This window comes from Nocardioides campestrisoli (assembly GCF_013624435.2).
Classification (GTDB): Bacteria; Actinomycetota; Actinomycetes; order Propionibacteriales; family Nocardioidaceae; genus Nocardioides; species Nocardioides campestrisoli.
In genome coordinates this window covers 3,689,283-3,712,008 of record NZ_CP061768.1, presented here as the reverse complement: position 1 = coordinate 3,712,008, position 22,726 = coordinate 3,689,283, and the positions used below count along the sequence as shown (strand labels likewise).

Genomic DNA, 22,726 nt, shown 5'->3' with positions numbered 1-22,726 from the left:
CGAAGACGCGGGAACGGGGGAAGAGGTTGCCTCGGGTACGCAGCCTGACTCGGGGTACACAGCCTTCCTCGGGGTACACAGGGACCATGCCTCAGCACATGGACCTGCGCCACTACATCGACTCCCTGCGCGACGAGGGCTACACCGTCCGCGACGACCAGGGCGAGGACCCGATGCTGATCGGGCCCGACGGGTCCGCGGTCGAGACCTGGCGGGAGAACTACCCCTACGACGAGCTGATGAGCCGCGACGACTACGACGTGGAGAAGTACCTGCTCCAGATCGAGCTGCTCAAGCTTCAGTACTGGGTCCAGGACACCGGGCAGCGGGTCGTGGTGGTCTTCGAGGGGCGCGACGCCGCCGGCAAGGGCGGCACGATCAAGCGGTTCATCGAGCACCTCAACCCGCGTTCCGCGCGGGTGGTCGCGCTCAACAAGCCGACCACCACCGAGCAGGGGCAGTGGTACTTCCAGCGCTACGTCTCGCACCTGCCGACGGCCGGCGAGATCGTGCTCTTCGACCGATCCTGGTACAACCGCGCCGGCGTCGAGCGGGTGATGGGCTTCTGCACCGACGAGGAGTACGACGCCTTCATGAAGCAGGCGCCGCTGTTCGAGGAGATGCTGTCGGAGTCGGGGATCCACGTGACCAAGCTGTGGTTCTCCGTCACCCAGCAGGAGCAGCGGACCCGGTTCGCGATCCGCCAGCTCGACCCGGTGCGCCGCTGGAAGCTCTCCCCGATGGACCTGGAGAGCCTGGACAAGTGGGAGGACTACACCGAGGCCAAGGAGCAGATGTTCCTGCGCACCGACGTCGACGGCGCCCCCTGGCACACGATCAAGAGCAACGACAAGAAGCGCGGCCGGATCAACGCGATGCGGCTCTTCCTCAGCCTCTTCGACTACGAGGGCAAGGACGAGTCGGTCGTGCTGCCGCCCGACCCCGAGCTGGTGAAGCGGGGCCGCGACGCCGTGGGCGACTGAGCGAGCCTCAGGAGAGGCCGCGGCGGGCGGGTCCGGTGACCCAGCCGACCACCAGCACGCCCCAGATCAGCATCATGCCGGCCACCGCGGCCGGCTCGACCGACCCGGTCTTGGCCCACATGCCCAGGACGAAGGCGGTGAATCCCGACGCGATGACGCATGCCAGGTTGAGGGCCAGGGTCTCGAGTCGTTCGTCGATCACCACTCCATGGTCACCCCGAACGGGGCTGTGGTCGCGAGAATCCGACGAAAACGTCGGGAAATCTCGACCAGCGCCCGCCTCTGGACAGTCGACCCGTCCTGGGTCAGGGTGCGGCTTATGAGGACGACCAGGCTCAAGTCAGTCGTCGCGCTGGTCGCGACCGCGGTGATCGCCAGCACGGCGTACGCAGCAGGCGCAGGCGTGACCGGGGCATCGGCGCGGGCGGGCAGCGACGCCCGGACGCTGGTCGCCGAGGCGAAGGCGGCCGACTCCCACTGCGTCACCGTGGTGCGCGACGGCAAGGTCCTGCTGAGCCGCGACCTGGCGAAGAAGGTCGACACCACGATCGCGTGGTCGATCACCAAGTCGGTCACCTCCCTGCTGGTCGGGATCGCGCAGGACAAGAAGATGCTGAAGCTCGACGACCGGGTCGCCCGGTACGTGCCGCAGTGGCGGGGGACGGCGTCGAAGCGGGTCACCATCCGGCACCTGCTGGCCAACACCTCGGGCCGGGAGTGGGACGCCCGCACCGACTACCAGGTGATGATCGCGGCCCGGAACAAGACCCGGTTCGGGATCCGGCTCGACCAGCAGCACCGGCCCGGCACCACGTGGGCCTACAACAACTCCGCGATCCAGGTGCTCGAGGCGGTGCTGGAGAAGGCGACGAAGCGGCCGGTCGCCGACTTCGCCCAGGCCACCCTGTTCGGGCCGCTGCGGATGCGGAACACCTCGATCGAGACCGACGTCGTCGGCAACCCGATGCTCTTCGGCGGCATGCGCAGCACCTGCCCCGACCTGGCCAGGCTCGGCGTGATGCTGGCCGACCAGGGCAGGTACGACGGCCGGCGGATCGTCTCGCGGCGCTACGTCCGCGAGGCCACCCAGCGGCCGAGCTCGGAGCTGAACACCGCCTACGGCCTGCTCTTCTGGATCAACGAGCCCGGTCCGGTGCTGTCACCGCTCCCGCCCCCGGCGGGGACCCCGACGGCTCAGGGGCCGATGGTCCCCACCGCGCCCGAGGACGCGTACTGGGCGCTCGGCCTCAACCAGCAGATCCTGCACGTCTCCCCGACGGAGAAGATCGTCGCCGTGCGGCTCGGCGACCCGCCGCCCGCCGACGGGCCGCTGACCATCGATCGGTTCACCGACCTGGCCCGGGCGGTCGCCGGAGCCTCCTGAGCGCGCTACCGTCGAGAAGTGGCGCAGGTGCTCCTCATCGAGGCCGACGACCGGGTCCGACCGCACGTGGTGCGTTCGCTCGGGGAGCACGGGCACGCCGTCTCCTGCGCCGCGACCGGGATGGCAGGCCTGAGCATGGCCGTGGAGGGGCGCCCCAGCGTCGTCGTCCTGGAGCTGTGCCTGCCGGACGTGGACGGCACCCAGGTGCTGACCATGCTGCGTGCGGTCAGCGACGTGCCGGTGATCGTGGCCAGCACCCGGGACGACGACGCCTCGCTGATCGGCTGCCTGGACGCCGGGGCGGACGACTACGTGGTCAAGCCCTGCGCCCCCGGGCTGCTCGAGGCCAGGATCCGGGCGGTGCTCCGCCGAGCGGGGTACGCCCCGGCGGCCCGGCCGCACCTGCGCGTGGGCGGGCTCGACATCGACCTGGCGGGGCGGCGCGTCGCGCTCGACGGGCTGGGCCTGGAGCTCTCGCCCCGGGAGTTCGACCTGCTCGCCCACCTGGCCGAGCACGCCGGCGAGGTGGTGACCAAGCCGCGGCTGCTCAGCGACGTCTGGCACCAGGCGTGGGGCGGCTCGGAGAAGACCGTCGACGTCCACCTCTCCTGGTTGCGCCGCAAGCTCGGGGAGTCGGCCTCCAGGCCTCGCTACGTGCACACCGTCCGCGGGGTGGGGGTCCGGTTGGCTGCTCCGGGGGAGTAGGTCAGGGCACGTGGTTCAGGGCACGTACACCGAGTTGCGGCACTGTGGTCCGCCGCCGACCCGCCGGGCGGTGAAGCCGAACGACTCGCGGCCGGCCCGGTTGGAGGCGAAGCGGTCGACGTCGATCTCGCCCTCGCGGTCGGCTCTCCGCGTGATCCGCGCGAACCGGGTGCCGTTGTGGCGCAGGACGATCCGCCAGCGGGTGCCGGCGCCCACCCGGTCGAGCTCGACCGAGACGTCGTACCCGCGGCCATCCCGCTCCACCGAGAGCTCGTAGCGCCCGGGGCCGCACCGGCCCCGCCGGTGAACCTCGACCCCACCCTGGGCGGAGGCGGTGGCGCCGGTCGCTGCGGGTGCTGCGGCCTGGGCCGGTGCCGCGACCAGCGCGGTGAGCGGCAGCGCGAGCAGGCCGGCCAGTACAGCGGTGCTCTTCTGGATGGATCTCATGGTGTCTCCTCCTCGGTGCGGGCTCAGTCGTGCGTCGCCTCGACCCTGCACTCCGTGCCGTCGGGCGAGAGGGCGACGACGGTGAAGTCGTTCCCGGCGTCCTTGTCGGCGGTCAGCTCGACCTCCAGCTCGCCCTCGTCGTCGGTCGCGCGGGAGCCCTCGAAGACCACGGCGGAGTCCTGCTGCACCACCACCTGCCAGGTCTGTCCGCTGTCCGGGGTCTGGAGGGAGAAGTCGACCTGCACCCCGCCGTCCTCGCCGTCGAGGGAGAGGTCGTAGGTGTTGTCCGAGCAGTCGCCCGAGACCACCGTCTCGTCCTCGAGCTGGACGGCGGCGATGATCAGCCCCGCGACGGCGAGCACCACCACGATGACGAACACGATCAGGGCGGGCTTCTTCATGCCTCACCGTCGCCAGCGCCGGGTTAAGGGCGCACCCTGCTCGGGTGAAGGGAACGCTAAGAAGCCCGCCCGTGCCCGCAGCGGGCTCAGACCTCGCGCACGACCTCGTCCAGCGCGAGCCGCGGCAGCCGGTCGAACCAGGCGTTCTCGGCCGGGCGGCCCAGGTTGACCACGATCAGCGTCTTGAGCGTGCCGTCGGCGAAGAACTCCTGGTCGATGCCGTCGGCGTCGAAGCCGGTCATCGGACCCGCGGCGAGCCCGGCCGCGCGGACCCCGACCAGGAAGTAGCCGGCCTGCAGAGTGGCGTTGAACCGGGCCATCTGCTCGCGGCCTGCCGCGTCCCCGGCGAACATGTCGCGCGCGCCGGGGAAGTGCGGGAACGTCGTCGGCAGGTGCTCGTGGAAGTCGGTGTCGGCGGCCAGGATCGCCACCAGCGGGGCGGTGGCGGTCTTGTCCCGGTTGCCGTCCGACATGTGCTTGAGCAGCCGCTCCCGGCCCTCGCCCTGACGGACCAGCACGATCCGCAGGGGCTGGGTGTTCATCGCGGTCGGCCCGAACTTGATCAGCTCGTAGATGGCGGCGACCTGCTCGTCACTCACCGGCTCGTCGGTGAAGGCGTTCGCGGTCCGGGCCTCGGTGAAGAGGAGGGCCTGGGCGTCGGGGGAGAGAGCGAGAGTGTTCACGTGCGGGTCCAACCTCCTTGAGAGTTCAATTATTCCGGGGACGACGACCGGCTCGGCTGGTACCGCGGACCCATCGGCGCGGGCGCCGGGGCGCTCGACCGGTTGAGCCACCGGTCGACCACCAGCAGGTTGAGGGCAAGCCCGACGGCGCCCCAGACCAGCAGCACCAGGACGTTCCCGCCGATTCCCACACCGTCGAGGTAGACCACCGAGCGCACCAGGTCGACCGCCGCCGGCAGCGGCAGGATGTCGGCCAGGGGCCGGAAGACCGGGGGCACCATCCAGATCGACAGGCCGCCGCCCGAGGCCGGCACGCCCGCAAGCATGACCACGACCATCACCGGGATCAGCCCGAACAGTCCGGCCACCCGGATCACCGCCGCGCTGGCCCAGGCCACGCAGAAGACCGTGAGCGCTCCGTAGCCGATCAGCTCCAGCGCGACCCCGTTGACCGCACCGATCAGGACGTCGTAGAGGAACCAGAACCAGACCGAGATCCCCACCGACCAGCCGGCGACCAGCGGCAGCAGCTGACGGGTCCGGGTCAGGTCCGGCGCCCCGCCGCGCATCACCGCGAAGAACAGGAAGCCCGCCATGATCCAGCCCATGCCGACGTACATGCTGTTGCTGCCGCCGGTGTCGTCGCCGGTGAGCGGCGCGATGTCGTCGAGCGCCAGCTCGGCACCGGACCCGGCCGCCACGGCGCCGAACATCTGCTGCACCGCAGACTGCTGGCTCGCGCCGGCGCCGCCGGCGGTGACCAGGGTCGGCTCGCCGTCCGCGCTGGTGGGGAGCACGTACGCCGCGACCAGCTCCTGGCTGCGGACCAGGTCGGTGGCCTCGTCGGCGGAGGTGACCACCCGCAGGTCGACGTACTCCCCGAGCTGCGGCTCGACCGCCGCGACGAACCGCTCGGCCTGCGCGGCCGGTCCGACGACCGCGACCGGCATGTCGTTCACGTCGGCCTCGTGCATCGAGAAGCTCATCAGGGTGACCACGGTGATCATGATGGTGAGCGGGAAGAGCGCCACCGCGGCCACGCGGCGGCGGTAGGGGGCGACCGGACCGCCGGCCAGGGCCGGCAGCGGGGCGTCAGGCTCGGTGTAGAGCGGGCCGCCGACGATCAGGTGGCCCGAGCGCCGCTCCTTGAGCGCGGCCAGCGCGAGGGCGGCGACCAGCCAGACCGCGAGCGTGGTCACGTGGCCCCAGAACCCCTGGCCGTCGAAGTAGATCGCCGAGCGCAGGGCGCCGCCGGCGGCCGGCAGTGGCAGCACGCCGTTGAGCCACTCGATGAAGCCGGGCATCGAGTGCACCGACAGCGCGAGGTTGGAGGCCGGGACGCCGAAGACGACCCACAGCAGCATCCCGAGCAGGACGGCGAAGGGCCCGAGCACCTTGGTGAAGAGCAGCTGGGCCGTGCCGACCGCGGCCACGGCGAGCGTGCCGACGCCGAGGAAGAGCGGGTAGTGGCCCTCGACCGCGCCGACCAGCGGTCCCAGGATCAGCCAGACCAGCGAGCTGGTCAGCGCACCCCAACCGACGACCGCGGGGAGGAACCGCCGCAGCCGCAGCAGGTTGGGGGTGCCCATCAGCATGCCGCTGAGCGGGACGTAGCCGGCGAGCATCATGCCCATCGCCGCGAAGAGCACCATGGTGCCGGTGCTGTCCCCCGCGGGCAGCGGCGTGCGGTCGACGGTCTCGACCTGCCAGCCCTGCGCCATCGCCGCCGGCGCGAGCTGCTGGGAGACCACGGTCGCCTGGGAGGCGCCTGCCGCCATCGCGTGGTGGATCTTCGCGACCGGCTGCTTCCCCCGCTGCTTCGCCGGCTGGGTGGGCAGCTCGACGGCCCCGGCGAGGGTGCCGTCGCCGATCAGGTCGTCCACCTCGTCGAGGTCGTCGACCAGGCGGACGTCGAGGGCGCCGTCGGCGTTGTCCTCCAGCTCGGCGGCGAAGCGCTCGGCGGCGGCCCCCTGGCCGACGACGGCGACCGGCAGGTCGCGCGGCTGGGCGGCGTGCATCGTCCCGACGTAGGTGGCGTACATCATCGTGACGATCAGGAACGGCATCACGAAGAGCGCGACCATCCGGCCCTTGCGCTCGGCCGGGGACTCCGGGGGCGGCGGGGGGTACTTCGCCGCCGGGCCTGCGGTGCTGTCTGGGCTGGTGGTGCTGCTGGTCACGGTGCTCCTGGGGCGGTGGGTCATTCAGGAGCGTCAGCGTAAGTCACGTGGCTTACAATCGGGCCATTGTCGGTAGATTGATCTCCGTCACCAGCGACGACCAGCGACGAGGAGGCAGGGATGGCGCGTCCCGACGCGCGCGGAGCCCTGCTCGACGCGGCCGAGCGGCTCTTCGCCGAACGCGGCATCCCGACCGTCTCGGACCGTCAGGTCGCGGAGGCCGCCGGCAACACCAACCACTCCGCGGTGCGCTACTACTTCGGTGGCCGCGAGGGCCTCCTGCTCGCGCTGGTCGAGCGCCACCGGGCCGGGCTGAGCGCCGAGCACCGCCGGCTGTTCGCGGAGTCGGACTCCATGGTCGGGGACGTCCGGGCCCTGGTGCTGCCGATGACCACCAGCTTCGCCGCGCTGCCGAGCCCGTCGTGGCGGGCGCGCTTCCTGGACCAGGCGCTGCACGACCCGCCGACCGTCTCCCTGATGCGGGACGCCGGAGAGCGCGACTCGGCCGCTGCCGACATCGTGCGGTCGGTGGTGGCCCGGCTGGCCCACCTGGACCCGACGATCGTCGAGGCCCGGGCTCGACTGACCACCCAGGTGGTCAGCTCGACCTGCGCCACGATCGAGGCACGCGCCGAACGCACCGGCGAGCCGGCCCGCTGGCACGAGGCGGGCAGCTTCCTGTGCGACGCGATCGCCGGAATGCTGCAGGCGCCCATCACCGAGCCGCGGTGAGGCTCACTCGTCCTCGAGGATGGTGAACACCCGGTCCAGCGCGGTGACCCGCAGGACGTTGAGCAGCTGGGTGCGGTGGCAGCGGAGCGCGAGGCTGCCCTTCAGTGCGTGCGCCCGCCGGCGGGCACCGATCAGGGTGCCCAGCGCGGTCGAGTCCAGGAACGTCGTGTGGTCGAGGTCGACGACGAGGTCGACCTGGCCTGCCATCAGCAGCTCCTGGATCGCCTCGCGCAGCTGTCGCTGGGTCGCCAGGTCCAGCTCACCGTGCGGCACGACCACCGCGCGGCCCTGCGCGTCGGTCCGGGTCTCGACCCAGAACTTCTCCACCGGAATGGTGATCCTCCCCCGAGGTCGGGACGTGGTGCGCGGTCACCGTAACCCGGCGCTCAGCGCAGCAGTGCGGCCAGGGCGGCGTCCGAGGCGGCCAGCGCGTCCCGGTCGTACGTGGATCCCGACGCGAGCAGCTCGTCCGCGCCGGTGGCCTCAGCCAGCTGCTCCAGCCGTCGGCGGACGGTGGCCGGTGATCCCGCGGTGACCCGGTCGAGCCCGGCCTGCGCCCGAGCGGCGTCCCGGTCGTCCGCGAGCCGTTCCCGGATCTCCGGCACCGGCTGCAGCGGGTCGAAGGAGCCGGTCCGCCGGGACGCGACCATCGCCCACACCTCGGGCAGTGCCAGGTCGCGGGCCTCGGCGTCGGTGTCTGCCACCAGCACGTCCAGGGAGATCGTCACCGACGGCTCGCTGCCGCGGTGCGGCCGGAAGTCGCGGCGGTAGCCGGCGAGCGTCGCCGGCAGGTCGGGGGAGTCGAGCACCGGACCGCCCAGCACCACCGGCAGGCCGAGAGCGGCCGCACCGACGATCCCGCGGCCCGTGGCCAGCACGAAGAGCGGGACGGGGGTCTCCACGACCGGACGCGCGGTGACCGGAGCGGTCCGCTCCAGGTAGCCGCGCAGCTCGGCCACGTCGTCGAGGAAGTCGTCGGGCTCGGCGTCGGGGCGGCGCAACGCCTGCCGTACGGGCGGGGTGAAGCCCAGGGTGCGGCCCACGCCGAGGTCGACCCGGTCGCCGTACAGGCCGGCGAGCATCTGGAACTGCTCGGCTACGACCAGCGGCTGGTGGTGGGGGAGCATCACCCCGCCCGAGCCCAGTCGGATCCTGGTGGTGCGGGCGCCGACGGCGGCCAGGAGCACGGCCGGGGCGCCCGAGGCGATCCCCGGGACCCCGTGGTGCTCGGCGGCCCAGAATCGGGCGTAGCCGAGCCGCTCCACCGTCACGGCACGCTCCACCCCGTGCTGCAGGGCGGCGCCGTCGGGGTGGCCTGCGCGGGTGCGGGAGCGGTCCAGGAGCGAGAGTCTCACCTGGGCGCAACAGTGCCGGGTCGGCTGCGCTTCCCGGCTAGCAGGGGAGGGGCGGTGGCCGCCCGTACACGGTGCGGCCGCTGCTGGTGCGGCTGGCGATCTCGGGGCTGCGGCCGGCGTGCCCGACCCAGCTCGTCCAGCCCGGCGCCTCCTTCACCTGGTTGCACGCCTCGCACAGGCCCTGGCCGTTCCGGTACGCCGTCGGGCCGTCCTCGCGGGCCGGCACGACGTGGTCGAGATGACGGATGGCCGCGTCGCACCACGGGGTCCGGCACCTCTCGCCGTCGCGGAGCCGGATCATCTCGGCCAGGAGCCCGTGGAAGCGCCGGGTGGTCTGCTCGACGGCGACCAGCTGGCCATCCTCCGGGAGGGCGAAGAGGCGCCGGACCGCCACCTCCTGCCGGTCGAAGGCCTCGCCCAGGAGCTGGCGGCACACCTCGGCCGGCAGGTGGCCCGACCCCTGCACCCAGCCCGCGGTGTCGCTCGCGCCGAGCAGGCTGTCCAGGCTCAGCACCAGCCGCAGGTCGATGCGGCGCGGGGCGACCGGGTCCAGGCCGGTGAGTCGCTGGACGAACGCGTCTGCCCGGACCTGGTCCGCGGTGCGCGGGTCGCCCTCCGCCCGGGCGGAGCTCGCAGCCTCTCGCAGGGCCTGCATCACCGGGCCGTAGTGCTCGGAGCGGACCACCGCGGTGATCCGCCCCGTGCCGTCGCCCAGCATCCGCCCGGAGACGTGGCGCCGGGCCCGGGACCTCGCCATCCGAGCGCCGGCGTCGGGATCCGCCTCCGTGGTGAGCCGGCGGACCAGGTCGCGCAGCTGCTCGGTGCCGAGGGTGGCCGCGGAGCCGGCGCAGGGGCCGTGCCACAGCGCGACGTCGACCCGCACCCGGTCGTCCGGGTCCAGGTCGTCGGTCTCGCGCACGACGAGCAGCGCCCGCTCCTCGGTCAGCTCGCCGCGCTCGAGTGCCGCCAGGGTGCCGGGGAGGTCGTGGACCAGGGCATCGGCGGCCGTGACCAGGAAGCGTCCCCTGGCCGGCGCCTCCCGCCGCGCGAGTCCGAGCTGGGAGCCCACCGCGGGCTCGACGGAACGGGCGCCGACCCGCGCCAGCCGGGTCCGCTCGCGCGCGGCGTACGCCGCCGTGACCCGCACCTGCGCGGCGGCGGCAGCCGCCTTCAGTGCCTCCAGGGCCTCGACCTGGGCGAGGCAGTCCGCGCTCCGTCCGGGGGCTGCGCTCACCTCGGCGAGCATCGCCGCGAGCGCGGAGAGCTCCGGAGTGCTCCAGGGCACCTCCGCCGCGCCGCAGCCCGAGTCCGCGGAGGAGTCGTTCCACGCGTCCCGGCACCACGCGACCGGGTCGTGCGGCAACGTATGGGCGGCTGACTCTTCGATCATGTGTTCGAGAATAGGCGTGACCGCCGACAGTCCGAGATGGGTGATGCGTCAGTCGTCCAGGCTCACGCCCGCTGAGCCAGCCCGTGCGCCGTGAGCCACCGGTCCACCGTCTCGTAGGCACGGCGACGCGGCTCGGGCAGCGAGAGGAAGACGTCGTGGCGGGCGTCGGGCACCGGCACCACGGTGGTCTCGTTCCCCAGGCACCCTGCCCACTGGGCGATCTGCCGTACGTCGAGCACCACGTCGGCGCGGTCACACTCCTCGGCCCAGCGGCCGGAGAAGAGGGTCTTGTCCGAGCGGAGCACCAGGGACGGCACGCCGACGTCGAGCCCTCGGTGCAGCCGGGCGTGGCCGCGACGCACCGCGGCCAGCCAGCCCAGGGTCACCTGGTCGCCGGTCAGCGGCTTCATCGACACGTCGTAGTCCCACTCGCCCTGCCCCGCACCGCTGGGGTGCAGCGAGTCGCCGTACGCCGTGGTGACCCCCAGGCTCAGCGCGCGCATCGGCTGCACCCGGGCCAGCCCCCGGACGAGCCGGGTGACGGGTCCCCGCAGCACGGCGTTGGCCAGGGGGGTGGAGCCGCCCTGCAGGTCGAACCACGGGCTGTTGAGGACCAGGCCGGCGATCGGCGCCACGCGGCCCGCCCGCCGGCGGCGGTCCAGCCACAACGGCGTGATCAGGCCGCCGGTGGAGTGGGCGACCACGACGACCGGGACGTCTGCGGTCTCGGAGCGGACGCGCGCCAGGGCCAGCTCGAGCTCCTGGTCGTAGCGGGCCAGGTCCTTGACGAAGTGCGGGGTCTGGCCGTCCTTGCGGGCCCGGCCCGACTTGCGCAGGTCCAGGCCGTAGAAGGCCAGGCCGCGCTCGGCGGCGAAGTCGGCCAGCTCGGTCTGGAAGAAGTAGTCGGAGAAGCCGTGCACGTAGAGCACGGCCCCGGCGACGGTCTCGGACGGCCGCATCTTGCGGCGGACCAGCACGGCCTCGATCCACCCCTCCCCGTCGGGGTCCTCGCCGAGGTCGAAGCGCAGCTGCTGGTAGCCCTCGCCCAGCAGGTCGGGGGCCCAGCCGTCGCTGGTCCGGGTGGCCTCCTGGGGGCTGGTCGGGTCGTTCGTCTCGTCGGCGCGGGTGCTCACGCGACGAGTGTGGTGCCGGACCGAGCGGCGCACAAGCGCCCGGCAGAACCCCGGTGAGGTCGACGTCACTCCCTGACGGTCCGATGTGGGGTGTCCGGTACGCAGAACGCACAGGCGCGCGTCACTCCGGCATCGGTGCAGTCACAAGTCGATAACACCCCCTCGTCTTTTCTGCGGATGAGTGACACGGTGACGCCGGGACGAACACCGTCCTTTCCGTGCGCCGGGGACGGCGTTCTAGATGGAGGCTTTGTATGCGAAGGACAGCAAGGGTGAGGCTCGCGGCGACTGTCGCAGCGCTCGGCATGCTTACCGCCGCCTGTGGCGGATCGGACTCCGACGACTCGGAGTCGACTGGAGGCGGGTCCGCCGGTGGCGACCTGCGGATCTACAGCTCTGAGCCCGCGTTCCTGGTGCCCAGCGCCGCGGACGACGAGCCGTCGATCCTCGTGGTGCGCCAGCTCTACCGCGGCCTGGTCAAGTACGACCAGGAGGGTGCCCCCCAGCTGGACGTCGCCGAGTCGATCGAGTCGGACGACAACAAGACGTGGACCGTCAAGCTGAAGGACGGCTACACCTTCACCAACGGCGAGCCCGTCGACGCTGACTCGTTCCTCCGTTCCTGGAACTACGCGGGCAACGTGAGCAACGCGCAGAACAACTCGTACTTCATGGGCCGCATCGCCGGCTTCGACGAGATGCAGAAGGAGGGCGTGAAGAAGAACGCCACCTTCTCCGGTCTGAAGAAGGTCGACGACCTCACCTTCACCATCGAGCTGACCGAGCCCTTCTCCGGCTTCGAGTCCGTCCTCGGCTACTCCGGGTTCTTCCCGATGGCCCAGGAGTGCGTCGACAACTTCGACGCCTGCAACAAGCAGCCCATCGGCAACGGTCCCTACATGATCGACGGCGAGTGGGAGAACAACGTCCAGATCAAGCTCAAGCGCAACGAGGACTACGCGGGTGAGGACGCCGGCAAGCCGGACACCCTGACCTACCGCATCTTCGACGACGTCGAGGCCGCCTACGCGGCGTTCGAGGGCGGCGAGCTGGACGTCATGTACACCGTCCCGCCGAACAAGATCGCCGAGGTCGAGCAGAACTACGGCGAGACCCTGCTCAAGGAGCCCAGCTCCAGCTTCACCTACCTGGGTCTGCCCACCTACGACGAGCGCTTCCAGGACCCGAAGCTCCGTCAGGCCCTCTCCATGGCGATCGACCGCCAGGCCATCATCGACGCCATCTTCGACGGCTCGCTGGCCCCGGCCACCGGCTTCGTCGCGCCGAACTTCGACGGCGCCCGCGAGGGCATCTGCGAGTACTGCGAGTTCGACGAGGACGCTGCCAAGGCCCTGTACGAGGAGACCGACGGCATCGAGGGCCCGGTCGAGCTGTGGGCCAACGCCGGCTCGGGTCACGAGGAGTGGCTGCAGGCCATCGGTGACGGCTGGAAGAACACCCTGGGCATCGACTACAAGCTCAAGGTCGACATCACCGACTTCGGTCAGTACCTGAAGGTCGCCGACGACAAGAAGTTCACCGGCCCGTACCGCCTCGGCTGGGGCCCGGACTACCCGGTGATGGAGACCTACCTGGCTCCGCTGTACACCACCGGTGCGAGCAGCAACAACTCCGGCTACGCGAACCCCGAGTTCGACAAGCTGATCCAGGAGGGTGACGCCGCCGACTCGCTCGAGGACGCGATCCCGTCGTACCAGGCCGCTGAGGACCTCCTCGCCGAGGACATGCCGGTCATCCCGATGTGGTGGGGTCTGACCACCGTCGTCTGGAGCGACAACGTCGCCGAGATGGTCCACAACCCGATCACGGACGTGGACTACGGCCAGATCACGATGAACAACTAGCAAGTCCGTTCCATCACGCTGGATCCTGACGTGGCGGCGGCTTCCTCCGGGAAGTCGCCGCCACGGCGGGCCCGGCCCCTCCAGGAGGACCCACCGTGGGACGTTACGTCGTCCGGCGCCTGCTCCAGTTCATCCCGACCGTGCTGGGCGCCATCTTTCTCTTGCACTACCTGACATCGCTGGGCATCCAGCTGGGCGGAAACCCCGTTCGCGCGATCTTCGGCGACCGGCGCCCCACCGAGGCGCAGATGAACGCCATGGCGGACTCGCTCGGTCTCGGTGACGACTGCCTGACCCGGGTGGGCGACCCGTGCGTCGGTCTCTACTTCGACCGGCTGCAGTCGATCTTCCTCCAGTTCGACCTGGGGTCGAGCTTCACCGGCCGCCCGGTCACCGACATCATCGCCGACGGTCTCTCTGCCACCGTCAAGGTCGTCGTGATCGCGATCATCTTCGAGATCCTCGTCGGCATCACCGCCGGTGTGCTCGCCGGTCTGCGCTCGGGCAGCTTCATCGACTACCTGGTGAAGATCAGCACCGTGCTGGCCATCTCCGTCCCGATCTTCGTCCTGGGCTTCCTGGTCCGCGACATGTTCCTGGTCAACGTCGGCAACTGGTTCCGCGGCGGGGACTGGCCGGACTGGTTCGCCTACGGCGTGATGAGCCCGGTCTACAAGCCGGACTACCCCTGGGCCAGCCTGGTCATCCCGGGCCTCGTCCTCGGCTCCATCTCGCTGGCGACCACCGCGCGACTGACCCGGACCAGCATCCTGGAGAACGTCCGCGCCGACTACGTGCGCACTGCCCGGGCCAAGGGCCTGCCGCAGCGTCGCGTCATCGGCGTGCACACGCTCCGCAACTCCCTCATCCCCGTGGTGACCTACATCGGGATCGACTTCGGCGCCCTGATGGGTGGCGCCGTCGTGACCGAGGGCATCTTCGGGATCCCAGGAATCGGCCGGGAGATCTTCCGGGCCATCCAGCAGCAGCAGCCGTCCGTGGTGGTCGGCATCGTCACCGTCCTGGTGCTGGTGTTCCTGGTGATGAACCTCCTGGTCGACATCCTGTACGCCGTTCTCGATCCGAGGATCCGCTATGACTGACCCCTCCAGCATGACCACCGGGGCGACGGCCACCACGTCGCCCACCGCCGGCGACGGCCCCGCGGACGCCGCGCGCGTCACCGCTCCGGGCAAGCCCAGCAGCCTGTGGGGGGACGCGCGCAAGCGCCTCGTGCGCAGCCCGGTGTTCATGCTCTGCATGCTCTACCTGCTCCTCGTCACCTCGATGGCGGTCTTCCCGAAGCTGTGGACCAGCCAGGACCCGTTCGCCTGCTCGATCAGCAACTCCCGGGTGCCCCCGAGCGGGGACCACCCGTTCGGTTTCAACCTGCTCGGGTGCGACTACTACGCGCACGCGATCTACGGCGCCCGTCCCTCGCTGGCGATCGCCCTGGTCGCCACCGCGGCGGTCGTGCTGCTCGGCGGGGCGATCGGTCTGCTCTCCGGCTTCTTCGGCGGGTGGCTGGACGCGGTGATGTCCCGCGTCACCGACATCTTCCTGTCGCTGCCGTTCCTGCTGGGTGCGCTGGTCGTGCTGGCCGTCGTGCCGGGTCGCAACATCTGGACGATCTCGCTGGCCCTGATCGTGCTGGGCTGGACGACGATCGCCCGGATCATGCGCGGCAGTGTGATCGAGGCACGCAACCTCGACTACGTGCAGGCCGCGCGCGCCCTGGGGGCGACGAACTACCGGATCATGGTCCGGCACATCCTCCCCAACACGATCGCGCCGGTGCTGGTCTACGCCACGATCATGCTCGGCAGCTTCGTCGCCGCCGAGGCGACCCTGACCTACCTGGGCGTCGGCCTCCAGCCGCCGGCCGCGTCGTGGGGCGTGATGATCTCCATGCACGACGACTACTTCGACACCGACCCGTGGCTCCTGCTGTTCCCGGTCGGCCTGCTCGTGGGAACCGTCCTTTCGTTCATCCTCGCGGGCGACGCACTGCGCGACGCCCTCGACCCGAAGCTCCAGTGAGGGTTCGATGACAGACTCCAACACCGAGGTGCTGGGCCACGAGGGCCCGGCCACCTCCGGGCGGCTCCCCAGCCAGCCCGAGCCCCCGCTCGAGGTCAAGGACCTGCACGTCGAGTTCCGCACCCGCGCCGGGGTCGCCCACGCCGTCAACGGCGTGAGCTTCCGCGTGGAGGCGGGCGAGACGCTGGCCATCCTCGGCGAGTCCGGCTGCGGCAAGAGCGTCACCGCCCAGGCGATCATGGGCATCCTGGAGACCCCGCCGGCGGCGATCACCGGCGGCGAGATCCTCTACCGGGGCACCGACCTGCTCAAGTTGCCCGAGGATGAGCGGCGGTCGTACCGCGCCCAGAAGATCTCGATGATCTTCCAGGACGCCCTCTCCGCGCTCAACCCGGTCTTCACCGTCGGCTACCAGCTCGCCGAGCTGTTCCGCGTCCACCGCGGGATGTCCCGCAAGGACGCCAAGGCCCGCGCGGTGGAGATGCTCGACCTGGTCAAGATCCCGGCCGCGGCGCAGCGCGTCTCCGACTTCCCCCACCAGTTCTCCGGGGGCATGCGGCAGCGGGTGATGATCGCGATGGCGCTCGCCCTCGATCCCGAGGTGCTGATCGCCGACGAGCCCACCACCGCGCTCGACGTCACCGTGCAGGCCCAGATCATGAAGCTGCTCGCGGAGATCCGCGAGGAGCGTCAGATGTCGCTGATCCTGATCACCCACGACATGGGCGTGGTCGCGGACGTGGCGGACCAGATCGCCGTGATGTACGCCGGCAAGGTGGTCGAGCGCGCGCCCGTGCTGGACATCTACGCCAAGCCCTCGCACCCCTACACCAAGGGTCTGCTGGAGTCGATCCCGCGGCTGGACCGCAAGGGCCAGGACCTGGCCGTGATCGGCGGCCTGCCGCCGGCGCTGACCAGCGTCCCGCCCGGCTGTGCGTTCAACCCGCGCTGCCGCTACGCGCGCGACGTGTGCCGCCAGGACCCGCCGCCGCCGGACTACGTCGTCGCCGCCCAGCACACCAGTGCCTGCCACTTCTGGAAGGAGGTCCGGGAAGGTGAGTGAGACCGTTCTCGAGACCCACGACCTCGTCAAGCACTACCCGCTGACCCAGGGCATCGTCCTGCGCCGCCAGGTGGGTGCGGTCAAGGCCGTCGACGGCGTCAACGTCACCCTGCGCCGGGGCGAGACCCTCGGCATCGTCGGGGAGTCCGGCTGCGGCAAGTCGACGCTGGCGAAGCTGCTGACCGGCCTGGAGACCCCGACCTCGGGGTCGATCGTGGTCAACGGCACCGACCTGTCCACGCTCTCGCCGCAGCAGGTGCGCAAGGCCCGCCGCGACATCCAGCTGGTCATGCAGGACCCGTACACCTCGCTGAACCCGCGGATGACCGTGGGCGACATCATCGGTGAGCCGTTCGAGATCCACACCGACGTCGCGCCCAAGGGCAGCCGGCGGGCCAAGGTGCAGGAGCTGATCGACCTGGTCGGCCTCAACCCCGACCACATCAACCGCTACCCGCACCAGTTCTCCGGCGGTCAGCGCCAGCGCATCGGCATCGCCCGGGCACTCGCGCTGCGCCCGGCGATCATCGTCTGCGACGAGCCGGTCAGCGCGCTGGACGTCTCGGTGCAGGCGCAGGTGATGAACCTGCTGGAGCGGCTCCAGGGCGAGCTCGACCTGTCCTACGTCTTCATCGCCCACGACCTGTCGGTCGTGCGGCACATCGCCGACCGGGTCGGCGTGATGTACCTGGGCCAGGTGATGGAGGTCGGCACCGAGACCGACATCTACGACCACCCCACGCACCCCTACACCCAGGCGCTGCTCTCCGCGGTGCCCGTGCCGGACCCGACGCTGCGCGGGCTGCGGGACGAGATCGTGCTCGAGGGCGACGTGCCCTCGCCGGCCGACCCGCCCTCGGGCTGCCCGTTCCGGACCCGCTGCTGGAAGGCGGAGGACATCTGCGCCGAGGAGCGTCCCGCGCTGGTGCCCCGCCCGGCGCACCCGCACCCGAGCGCCTGCCACTTCGCGCAGGAGCGCGACGTGGTGCACGCCGACAGCTGAGGCGTCGGTCCCTCGACCTCGTGACGACGGTGCGGCAGGATCCCCCCATGCCTGCCGCACCGCCCGTCTCCCGTGTCTCGCCAGTCCCGTCCCGGCTGATCGGCGTGCTCGCCCTGCTGGTGGCGGCCTCGGGCTGCTCGCTGCTGGGCGGTGACGACGAGCCCGGCCCCGAGACGGTGGCCGAGCAGCTGGCCACCTCGGCCCAGGGCCTCTCCCTGGAGGGGGTGCCGCTGACCGGCCAGGCGGTCGACCCGGACCCGCTGGAGCAGGCGACCACCGCGGTCACCGACGTGCCCGTCTCGGTCGAGCTGCTCGAGGTTGAGGAGCTGGAGGGCGACGAGGAGCCCGCGCAGGCGCTCGCCCGGCTGGGCTGGTCCTGGGAGCTGGCGGGCGACTTCTGGGACTACGAGTCCAGCGCCGTCCTGGTGCGGGGCGAGGAGGGCTGGCAGGTGGACTGGTCGCCCACGGTCCTGCACCCCGAGCTGGCGGAGGGGCAGAGCCTCGCGGTCACGACCCTGTCGCCGCCCCGCGGGCGGGTGCTGGGCGCCGGCGGTGAGCCGCTCGTGGTGGAGCGCAAGGTGCTCCGGTACGGCGTGGACAAGGCCCGGGTGCCTCAGGGCCAGGCGCGGCGCAGCGCCCGCAGGGTGGCCGACGTCTTCGACCTCGACCGGGCGGCGTACGTGAAGAAGGTCGAGGCCTACGGGCCCGAGGCGTTCGTCGAGGCGATCGTGCTGCGTGCCGACGACGCGGTCGACCAGGTCCCCCCGTCGTACGCCGACATCCCGGGCGCCGCGGTGATCGAGGACGCGATGCCGCTGGCCCCGACCCGGGACTTCGCCGCCGAGCTCCTCGGCCGGGTGGGCCCGGCGACCGCGGAGGTCGTCGAGGCGTCGGAGGGGCGGATCCGGCCCGGCGACGACGTCGGGCTCTCCGGCCTCCAGGCGCGGTACGACGAGCAGCTGTTCGGCACCCGCGGCGTCCTGGTCCGGGCGCTGCCCGCCGACGGCACCGAGGGGGAGGCGACGGTCCTGCACGAGCGGGCCGCACAGGCGGGCCAGGACCTGGCGCTCACCCTCGACCGTCGGTTGCAGGAGCGGGCCGAGGAGCTCCTCGAGCGGTTCGGAGGGACCGCCTCGGCGCTGGTCGCGGTCCGGCCCTCGGACGGGCACCTGCTGGCCGCTGCCAGCGGACCGGGCGCCGAGCTGAACGCCGCCACCTTCGGCCAGTACGCCCCCGGCTCGACGTTCAAGGTCGCCACCGCCCTGGCGCTGCTCCGGGCGGGCCTCGAGCCCCAGGACCCGCTGCCCTGCCCGGCGACCACCGTGGTGGACGGGCGCACCTTCGGCAACTACGACGACTACCCGGCCACCCGGCTGGGCCGGATCCCGATGCGCACGGCCTTCGCGCACAGCTGCAACACCGCGATGATCGGCGCCCGCGACCAGCTCGGCGAGGGCGACCTCGCGGCGGCGGCCGCCTCCCTGGGGCTCGGCGTCGACCACGACCTGGGCTTCCCGGCGTACTTCGGGCAGGTCCCGGAGCCGGAGACCGAGACCGAGCGGGCTGCCTCGACGATCGGCCAGGGCAGGGTGCTGGCGAGCCCGATGGCGATGGCCGCCGTCGCGGCCTCGGTGGCCGGCGGACGCACGGTGCTCCCGGTCCTGCTCCCCGACCAGCCCGCCCCCACGCCGTCGGGACCGGAGCTGACCGCGCAGGAAGCCGAGCAGCTGCGCGGGCTGATGCGTGCGGTGGTCGTCGAGGGGTCGGGCCGGCTCCTGGCCGACGTGCCGGGCGCGGTCGGGGCCAAGACCGGCACCGCCGAGTTCGGGGAGCCGGGCCCGGACGGGAGCCTGCCCACCCACGCCTGGATGATCGGCTACCGCGACGACCTCGCGGTCGCGGTCTTCGTGGAGCGCGGTGACTCCGGCTCCGGGACTGCCGGTCCGGTGCTGGAGACGTTCCTGCGCCAGTGACCGATCACACGCCAGACGGCCCCGGGGTCGGGTAGACCTGCGCGCCTAGGCTGGAGTGGTGAGCGAACACGACGAGGCAGTGGACTGGGCCGACTACGACGCCGTGCTCTTCGACCTGGACGGGGTCGTCACCCCGACCGCCGAGGTGCACATGCGCGCGTGGTCACAGATGTTCAACGACTTCCTGGCCGACCCGGCCGCGCCCGGGGGCGGTGACCGGTCGCCGTACACGGACGCGGACTACTTCGCCCACGTCGACGGCAAGCCCCGGTACGACGGGGTGCGCGACTTCCTCGCCTCGCGCGGCATCACGCTCCCCGAGGGCAGCGACGGGGACGCCGGCGACGCCGCGACCGTGCGGGGGCTGGCCAACCTGAAGAACGAGGACTTCAACCGGGTGCTCGAGCGTGACGGCGTCGAGGCGTTCCCCGGCTCCGTGCTGCTGCTCGACCACCTCCGCGAGCTCGACCTGCCGCTGGCCGTCGTCTCCTCCTCGCGCAACGCCCCGGCCGTGATCGAGGCCGCCGGGCTCGCCGACCGGTTCCGCGCGGTGGTCTCCGGCGCAGTGGCCGAGGACCGCGGCCTGCCCGGCAAGCCTGCCCCGGACACGTTCGTGCACGCGGCCGAGCTGGTCGGCGCCCCGGTGGCGCGGACCGTCGTCCTCGAGGACGCGGTCTCCGGCGTCGAGGCAGGCGCCGCGGGCGGCTTCGGGCTGGTCATCGGCGTGGACCGCGGGGCCGGGCGCGAGGCACTGACCCGCGCCGGCGCCTCCTTGGTCGTCTCCGACCTGGCCGAGCTGGTCCCGGCGGAGGTGCGGCGATGAGCCGGGGCCGCCGCTACCGCGCCCACCACCCGCTCGACCGGCACCGCTTCCCGGCCGACCCGTGGGCGCTGGTCGAGACCGAGTACACCGGCGAGGACCTCGGGCGGACCGAGACGCTGTTCAGCGTGGCCAACGGCTACCTCGGGATGCGCGGCAACCCCGAGGAGGGCCGCGAGGCGATCGAGCAGGGCACCTACATCAACGGGTTCCACGAGACCTGGCCCATCCGGCACGCGGAGGCCGCCTTCGGCTTCGCCCGCACGGGTCAGACCATCGTCAACGTGCCCGACGCCAAGGTGGTCAAGCTCTACGTCGACGACGAGCCGCTGATGCTCGGGACCTCCGAGCTCGAGCACTACGAGCGGGTGCTCGACTTCAGCACGGGGACGCTGCGGCGCGAGCTGATCTGGCGCACCCCGTCCGGCAAGCGGGTCAAGGTCGAGTCGAGCCGGATGGTGTCGATGACCGAGCGGCACCTGGCCATCGTCACCTTCGAGGTCACGATGCTCGAGGGCAACGCCGCGATCGTGGTCTCCTCCCAGCTGCTCAACCGCCAGGACGGGACGGACGAGTACTACCAGAAGCCCGTCTCCGACGAGCAGACCGATCCGCGCAAGGCGGGTCACTTCGTCGGCCGGGTGCTCCAGCCCAAGCACCACTGTGCGCATGACGACCGGATCGGGCTGGGGTACCGGTGCAGCCACTCCGGGATGACCCTGGCGGTCGAGGCGCAGCACCACTTCACCACGACCGACGACCACGACTCCCAGCTCCGCAGCACCGACGACCTGGCCAAGCAGGTCTTCCGGATCGAGGCGACCGAGGGGAACACGGCGCGGCTGGAGAAGATCATCACCTACCACACCTCGCGCGGGGTGCCGGTGCGCGAGCTGACCGACCGGTGCGAGCGGACCCTGGACCGGGCCGCCCGGCACAGCGTCGCGGTCTACCAGGAGCGGCAGCGCCACTGGTACGACGAGTTCTGGGCCGAGTCCGACGTCCTGGTCGACGCCTCGCCCGAGATCCAGCAGGCGATCCGGTTCAACCTGTTCATGCTCGCCCAGGCCACCGGCCGGGCGGACGGCCAGGGGATCGCCGCGAAGGGCGTCACCGGCTCGGGCTACGAGGGGCACTACTTCTGGGACACCGAGATCTACGTGCTCCCGTTCCTCACCTACACCCAGCCCGCGCTGGCCCGCAACGCGCTGCACTTCCGGCGCCGCATGCTGCCGGCGGCGCGGGCCCGCGCCGCGGAGATGGCCCAGAGCGGGGCGCTCTTCCCGTGGCGCACGATCAACGGCGAGGAGGCCTCGGCGTACTACGCGGCCGGCAGTGCGCAGATGCACATCAACGCCGACATCGTGCACGCGGTGATGAAGTACGTCGCCGCGACCGACGACACCGACTTCCTGCGCCACGACGGGGTCGACCTGCTGGTCGAGACCGCCCGGATGTGGCGCGACCTCGGGTTCTGGCGGGGCAACGGAGGGGCGACCTCGTTCCACATCCACGGCGTCACCGGGCCGGACGAGTACACGACGGTGGTGAACAACAACCTGTTCACCAACCTGATGGCCCGGGCCAACCTGGAGTCCGCGGCCCGGGTGCTGACCCGGATGGAGGAGCTCGAGCCGGACGCCTACGCGGTGGTGGCCTCCCGGCTCCGGATCCAGCCCGACGAGGTGGTCGAGTGGCAGCGCTGCGCCGACCTGATGACGGTGCCCTTCGACGAGGGCCTGGGCATCCACCCGCAGGACGACTTCTTCCTCGACCGTGAGGTGTGGGACCTCTCCCAGACCCCGGAGAGCCTGCGGCCGCTGATGCTGCACTACCACCCGCTGGTCATCTACCGGTTCCAGGTGCTCAAGCAGGCCGACGTGGTGCTGGCCCTCTTCCTGCACGGCGACTGGTTCACCGCGGAGGAGAAGAAGGCCGACTTCGAGTACTACGACCCGATCACCACCGGCGACTCCACGCTCTCGGCGGTGGTGCAGGCGATCGTCGCGGCGGAGGTGGGCTACCACGAGGCGGCGATGGACTACTTCCTCCAGGCGCTCAACACCGACCTGGGCGACCTGCACGACAACACCGTCGACGGGATCCACGTGGCGTCGGCCGGCGGTGTGTGGGCGGCGCTGGTCAACGGGTTCGGCGGGATGCGCGACTACCAGCGCCGGCTCACCTTCGAGCCGCGGCTCCCGGCGACCTGGGGGTCGCTGACCTTCCGGGTCACCTGGCTGGGCAACCGGATCCGGGTCCACCTCACCCAGGAGCGGATCACCTTCGAGGTGGTCCAGGGGGACGGGACGGTCGAGCTCGAGGTATGCGGCCAGACCTACAAGGTCAGCCCGGAGCGCTCCCTCGAGGTGCCGCTGACCGACCAGGGGCCGCGGATCGACGGGCTGCTGGGCGACAAGCCGCAGACCGGCGGCGTCCGCTCCGACGGGTCGAAGATCACCGCCGGGGTCCCGGACCCGATCGTGCTCCCGGACCAGTACGACCCGTACACCTCGCCGTACGCCACGCCCGCCCCCGGCAGCGACCCGGACGCCGACCGGCTCTGACC

Annotated in this window: 21 protein-coding genes; 12 read left to right on the top strand and 9 right to left on the bottom strand. The window is 71.6% G+C overall.

Features of this window, described 5'->3' with window-relative positions; translation table 11 throughout:
- The first annotated feature begins 86 nt into the window (after window positions 1-86).
- Window positions 87-983 (top strand): polyphosphate kinase 2, encoded by an 897-nt coding sequence (gene ppk2, locus H8838_RS17535; RefSeq protein WP_181311925.1) that lies wholly within the window; start codon window positions 87-89, stop codon window positions 981-983.
- Window positions 984-990: 7 nt separating this feature from the next.
- Here ppk2 and H8838_RS17530 read toward each other — a convergent pair whose 3' ends face one another.
- Window positions 991-1,185 (bottom strand): hypothetical protein, encoded by a 195-nt coding sequence (locus H8838_RS17530; protein WP_181311924.1) that lies wholly within the window; start codon window positions 1,183-1,185, stop codon window positions 991-993.
- 117 nt (window positions 1,186-1,302) lie between these two features.
- Here H8838_RS17530 and H8838_RS17525 point away from each other — a divergent pair, with 117 nt between their 5' ends.
- Together H8838_RS17525 and H8838_RS17520 are read left to right on the top strand one after the other, a co-directional pair.
- Window positions 1,303-2,367, top strand: a complete 1,065-nt coding sequence (locus tag H8838_RS17525) for a serine hydrolase domain-containing protein (protein ID WP_185994470.1) — start codon at window positions 1,303-1,305, stop codon at window positions 2,365-2,367.
- An 18-nt stretch (window positions 2,368-2,385) separates the two neighbouring features.
- Window positions 2,386-3,072 (top strand): response regulator transcription factor, encoded by a 687-nt coding sequence (locus tag H8838_RS17520; RefSeq protein WP_181311922.1) that lies wholly within the window; start codon window positions 2,386-2,388, stop codon window positions 3,070-3,072.
- Window positions 3,073-3,087: 15 nt separating this feature from the next.
- Here the strand turns inward: H8838_RS17520 and H8838_RS17515 are convergent, their stop codons facing one another.
- From H8838_RS17515 to H8838_RS17500, 4 genes are all read right to left on the bottom strand, one after another.
- Complete coding sequence (locus tag H8838_RS17515) at window positions 3,088-3,519, bottom strand: hypothetical protein (RefSeq protein ID WP_185994471.1); 432 nt, start codon at window positions 3,517-3,519, stop codon at window positions 3,088-3,090.
- 23 nt (window positions 3,520-3,542) lie between these two features.
- Window positions 3,543-3,920: a hypothetical protein gene (locus tag H8838_RS17510; RefSeq protein ID WP_185994472.1), complete on the bottom strand. Its 378-nt coding sequence runs from the start codon at window positions 3,918-3,920 to the stop codon at window positions 3,543-3,545.
- An 86-nt stretch (window positions 3,921-4,006) separates the two neighbouring features.
- Window positions 4,007-4,603: a malonic semialdehyde reductase gene (locus H8838_RS17505; RefSeq protein ID WP_224766229.1), complete on the bottom strand. Its 597-nt coding sequence runs from the start codon at window positions 4,601-4,603 to the stop codon at window positions 4,007-4,009.
- A gap of 29 nt (window positions 4,604-4,632) precedes the next feature.
- A complete protein-coding gene (locus H8838_RS17500; RefSeq protein ID WP_185994474.1) occupies window positions 4,633-6,783 on the bottom strand; it encodes an ABC transporter permease in 2,151 nt (716 codons plus the stop codon).
- 120 nt (window positions 6,784-6,903) lie between these two features.
- Here H8838_RS17500 and H8838_RS17495 point away from each other — a divergent pair, with 120 nt between their 5' ends.
- On the top strand, window positions 6,904-7,515 hold the full coding sequence (locus H8838_RS17495) for a TetR/AcrR family transcriptional regulator (protein WP_185994475.1): 612 nt from the start codon (window positions 6,904-6,906) through the stop codon (window positions 7,513-7,515).
- A gap of 3 nt (window positions 7,516-7,518) precedes the next feature.
- On the opposite strand, the gene H8838_RS17490 is transcribed toward H8838_RS17495, so the two are convergent.
- The 4 genes from H8838_RS17490 to H8838_RS17475 all read right to left on the bottom strand — a co-directional run bounded on the left by H8838_RS17490 (window position 7,519) and on the right by H8838_RS17475 (window position 11,393).
- Window positions 7,519-7,842, bottom strand: a complete 324-nt coding sequence (locus H8838_RS17490) for an STAS domain-containing protein (RefSeq protein WP_185994476.1) — start codon at window positions 7,840-7,842, stop codon at window positions 7,519-7,521.
- Between the two features lie 59 nt (window positions 7,843-7,901).
- The gene (locus tag H8838_RS17485) at window positions 7,902-8,870 is read right to left on the bottom strand and encodes an MsnO8 family LLM class oxidoreductase (RefSeq protein WP_185994477.1); all 969 of its coding nucleotides are present in this window, start codon (window positions 8,868-8,870) and stop codon (window positions 7,902-7,904) included.
- Between the two features lie 37 nt (window positions 8,871-8,907).
- Complete coding sequence (locus tag H8838_RS17480) at window positions 8,908-10,260, bottom strand: HNH endonuclease (RefSeq protein ID WP_185994478.1); 1,353 nt, start codon at window positions 10,258-10,260, stop codon at window positions 8,908-8,910.
- A 62-nt stretch (window positions 10,261-10,322) separates the two neighbouring features.
- Window positions 10,323-11,393: an alpha/beta hydrolase gene (locus H8838_RS17475; protein WP_185994479.1), complete on the bottom strand. Its 1,071-nt coding sequence runs from the start codon at window positions 11,391-11,393 to the stop codon at window positions 10,323-10,325.
- 305 nt (window positions 11,394-11,698) lie between these two features.
- Between H8838_RS17475 and H8838_RS17470 the strand changes: the two genes are divergently transcribed.
- From H8838_RS17470 to H8838_RS17435, 8 genes are all read left to right on the top strand, one after another.
- Window positions 11,699-13,258, top strand: coding sequence for a peptide ABC transporter substrate-binding protein (locus H8838_RS17470; protein ID WP_219924313.1), 1,560 nt, complete (start codon window positions 11,699-11,701; stop codon window positions 13,256-13,258).
- A 95-nt stretch (window positions 13,259-13,353) separates the two neighbouring features.
- Window positions 13,354-14,361 carry an ABC transporter permease gene (locus H8838_RS17465; protein WP_181311909.1) on the top strand — a complete coding sequence of 336 codons (1,008 nt, stop codon included), beginning with the start codon at window positions 13,354-13,356 and terminating at the stop codon, window positions 14,359-14,361.
- The gene (locus tag H8838_RS17460; RefSeq protein ID WP_219924312.1) at window positions 14,354-15,298 is read left to right on the top strand and encodes an ABC transporter permease; all 945 of its coding nucleotides are present in this window, start codon (window positions 14,354-14,356) and stop codon (window positions 15,296-15,298) included. Before H8838_RS17465 ends, H8838_RS17460 begins: the two co-directional genes overlap by 8 nt.
- A gap of 7 nt (window positions 15,299-15,305) precedes the next feature.
- Window positions 15,306-16,361 (top strand): ABC transporter ATP-binding protein, encoded by a 1,056-nt coding sequence (locus H8838_RS17455; RefSeq protein WP_181311908.1) that lies wholly within the window; start codon window positions 15,306-15,308, stop codon window positions 16,359-16,361.
- The gene (locus H8838_RS17450) at window positions 16,354-17,364 is read left to right on the top strand and encodes an ABC transporter ATP-binding protein (protein ID WP_185994480.1); all 1,011 of its coding nucleotides are present in this window, start codon (window positions 16,354-16,356) and stop codon (window positions 17,362-17,364) included. The genes H8838_RS17455 and H8838_RS17450 overlap by 8 nt, the downstream gene beginning before the upstream one ends.
- Window positions 17,365-17,411: 47 nt before the next feature.
- Window positions 17,412-19,337: a penicillin-binding transpeptidase domain-containing protein gene (locus H8838_RS17445; RefSeq protein WP_185994481.1), complete on the top strand. Its 1,926-nt coding sequence runs from the start codon at window positions 17,412-17,414 to the stop codon at window positions 19,335-19,337.
- A gap of 79 nt (window positions 19,338-19,416) precedes the next feature.
- Window positions 19,417-20,160 carry an HAD family hydrolase gene (locus tag H8838_RS17440; RefSeq protein WP_181312108.1) on the top strand — a complete coding sequence of 248 codons (744 nt, stop codon included), beginning with the start codon at window positions 19,417-19,419 and terminating at the stop codon, window positions 20,158-20,160.
- On the top strand, window positions 20,157-22,724 hold the full coding sequence (locus H8838_RS17435) for a glycoside hydrolase family 65 protein (protein ID WP_185994482.1): 2,568 nt from the start codon (window positions 20,157-20,159) through the stop codon (window positions 22,722-22,724). Before H8838_RS17440 ends, H8838_RS17435 begins: the two co-directional genes overlap by 4 nt.
- Window positions 22,725-22,726: the final 2 nt, after the last annotated feature.

Excerpts from the sequence above, each read along its gene's own strand:
- ppk2 (WP_181311925.1), top strand. The coding sequence starts at position 87 with ATGCCTCAGCACATGGACCTGCGCCACTACATCGACTCCCTGCGCGAC.
- H8838_RS17525 (WP_185994470.1), top strand. The coding sequence starts at position 1,303 with ATGAGGACGACCAGGCTCAAGTCAGTCGTCGCGCTGGTCGCGACCGCG.
- H8838_RS17515 (WP_185994471.1), bottom strand. The coding sequence starts at position 3,519 with ATGAGATCCATCCAGAAGAGCACCGCTGTACTGGCCGGCCTGCTCGCG.
- H8838_RS17510 (WP_185994472.1), bottom strand. The coding sequence starts at position 3,920 with ATGAAGAAGCCCGCCCTGATCGTGTTCGTCATCGTGGTGGTGCTCGCC.
- H8838_RS17495 (WP_185994475.1), top strand. The coding sequence starts at position 6,904 with ATGGCGCGTCCCGACGCGCGCGGAGCCCTGCTCGACGCGGCCGAGCGG.
- H8838_RS17480 (WP_185994478.1), bottom strand. The coding sequence starts at position 10,260 with ATGATCGAAGAGTCAGCCGCCCATACGTTGCCGCACGACCCGGTCGCG.
- H8838_RS17470 (WP_219924313.1), top strand. The coding sequence starts at position 11,699 with ATGCTTACCGCCGCCTGTGGCGGATCGGACTCCGACGACTCGGAGTCG.
- H8838_RS17460 (WP_219924312.1), top strand. The coding sequence starts at position 14,354 with ATGACTGACCCCTCCAGCATGACCACCGGGGCGACGGCCACCACGTCG.
- H8838_RS17455 (WP_181311908.1), top strand. The coding sequence starts at position 15,306 with ATGACAGACTCCAACACCGAGGTGCTGGGCCACGAGGGCCCGGCCACC.
- H8838_RS17445 (WP_185994481.1), top strand. The coding sequence starts at position 17,412 with ATGCCTGCCGCACCGCCCGTCTCCCGTGTCTCGCCAGTCCCGTCCCGG.
- H8838_RS17435 (WP_185994482.1), top strand. The coding sequence starts at position 20,157 with ATGAGCCGGGGCCGCCGCTACCGCGCCCACCACCCGCTCGACCGGCAC.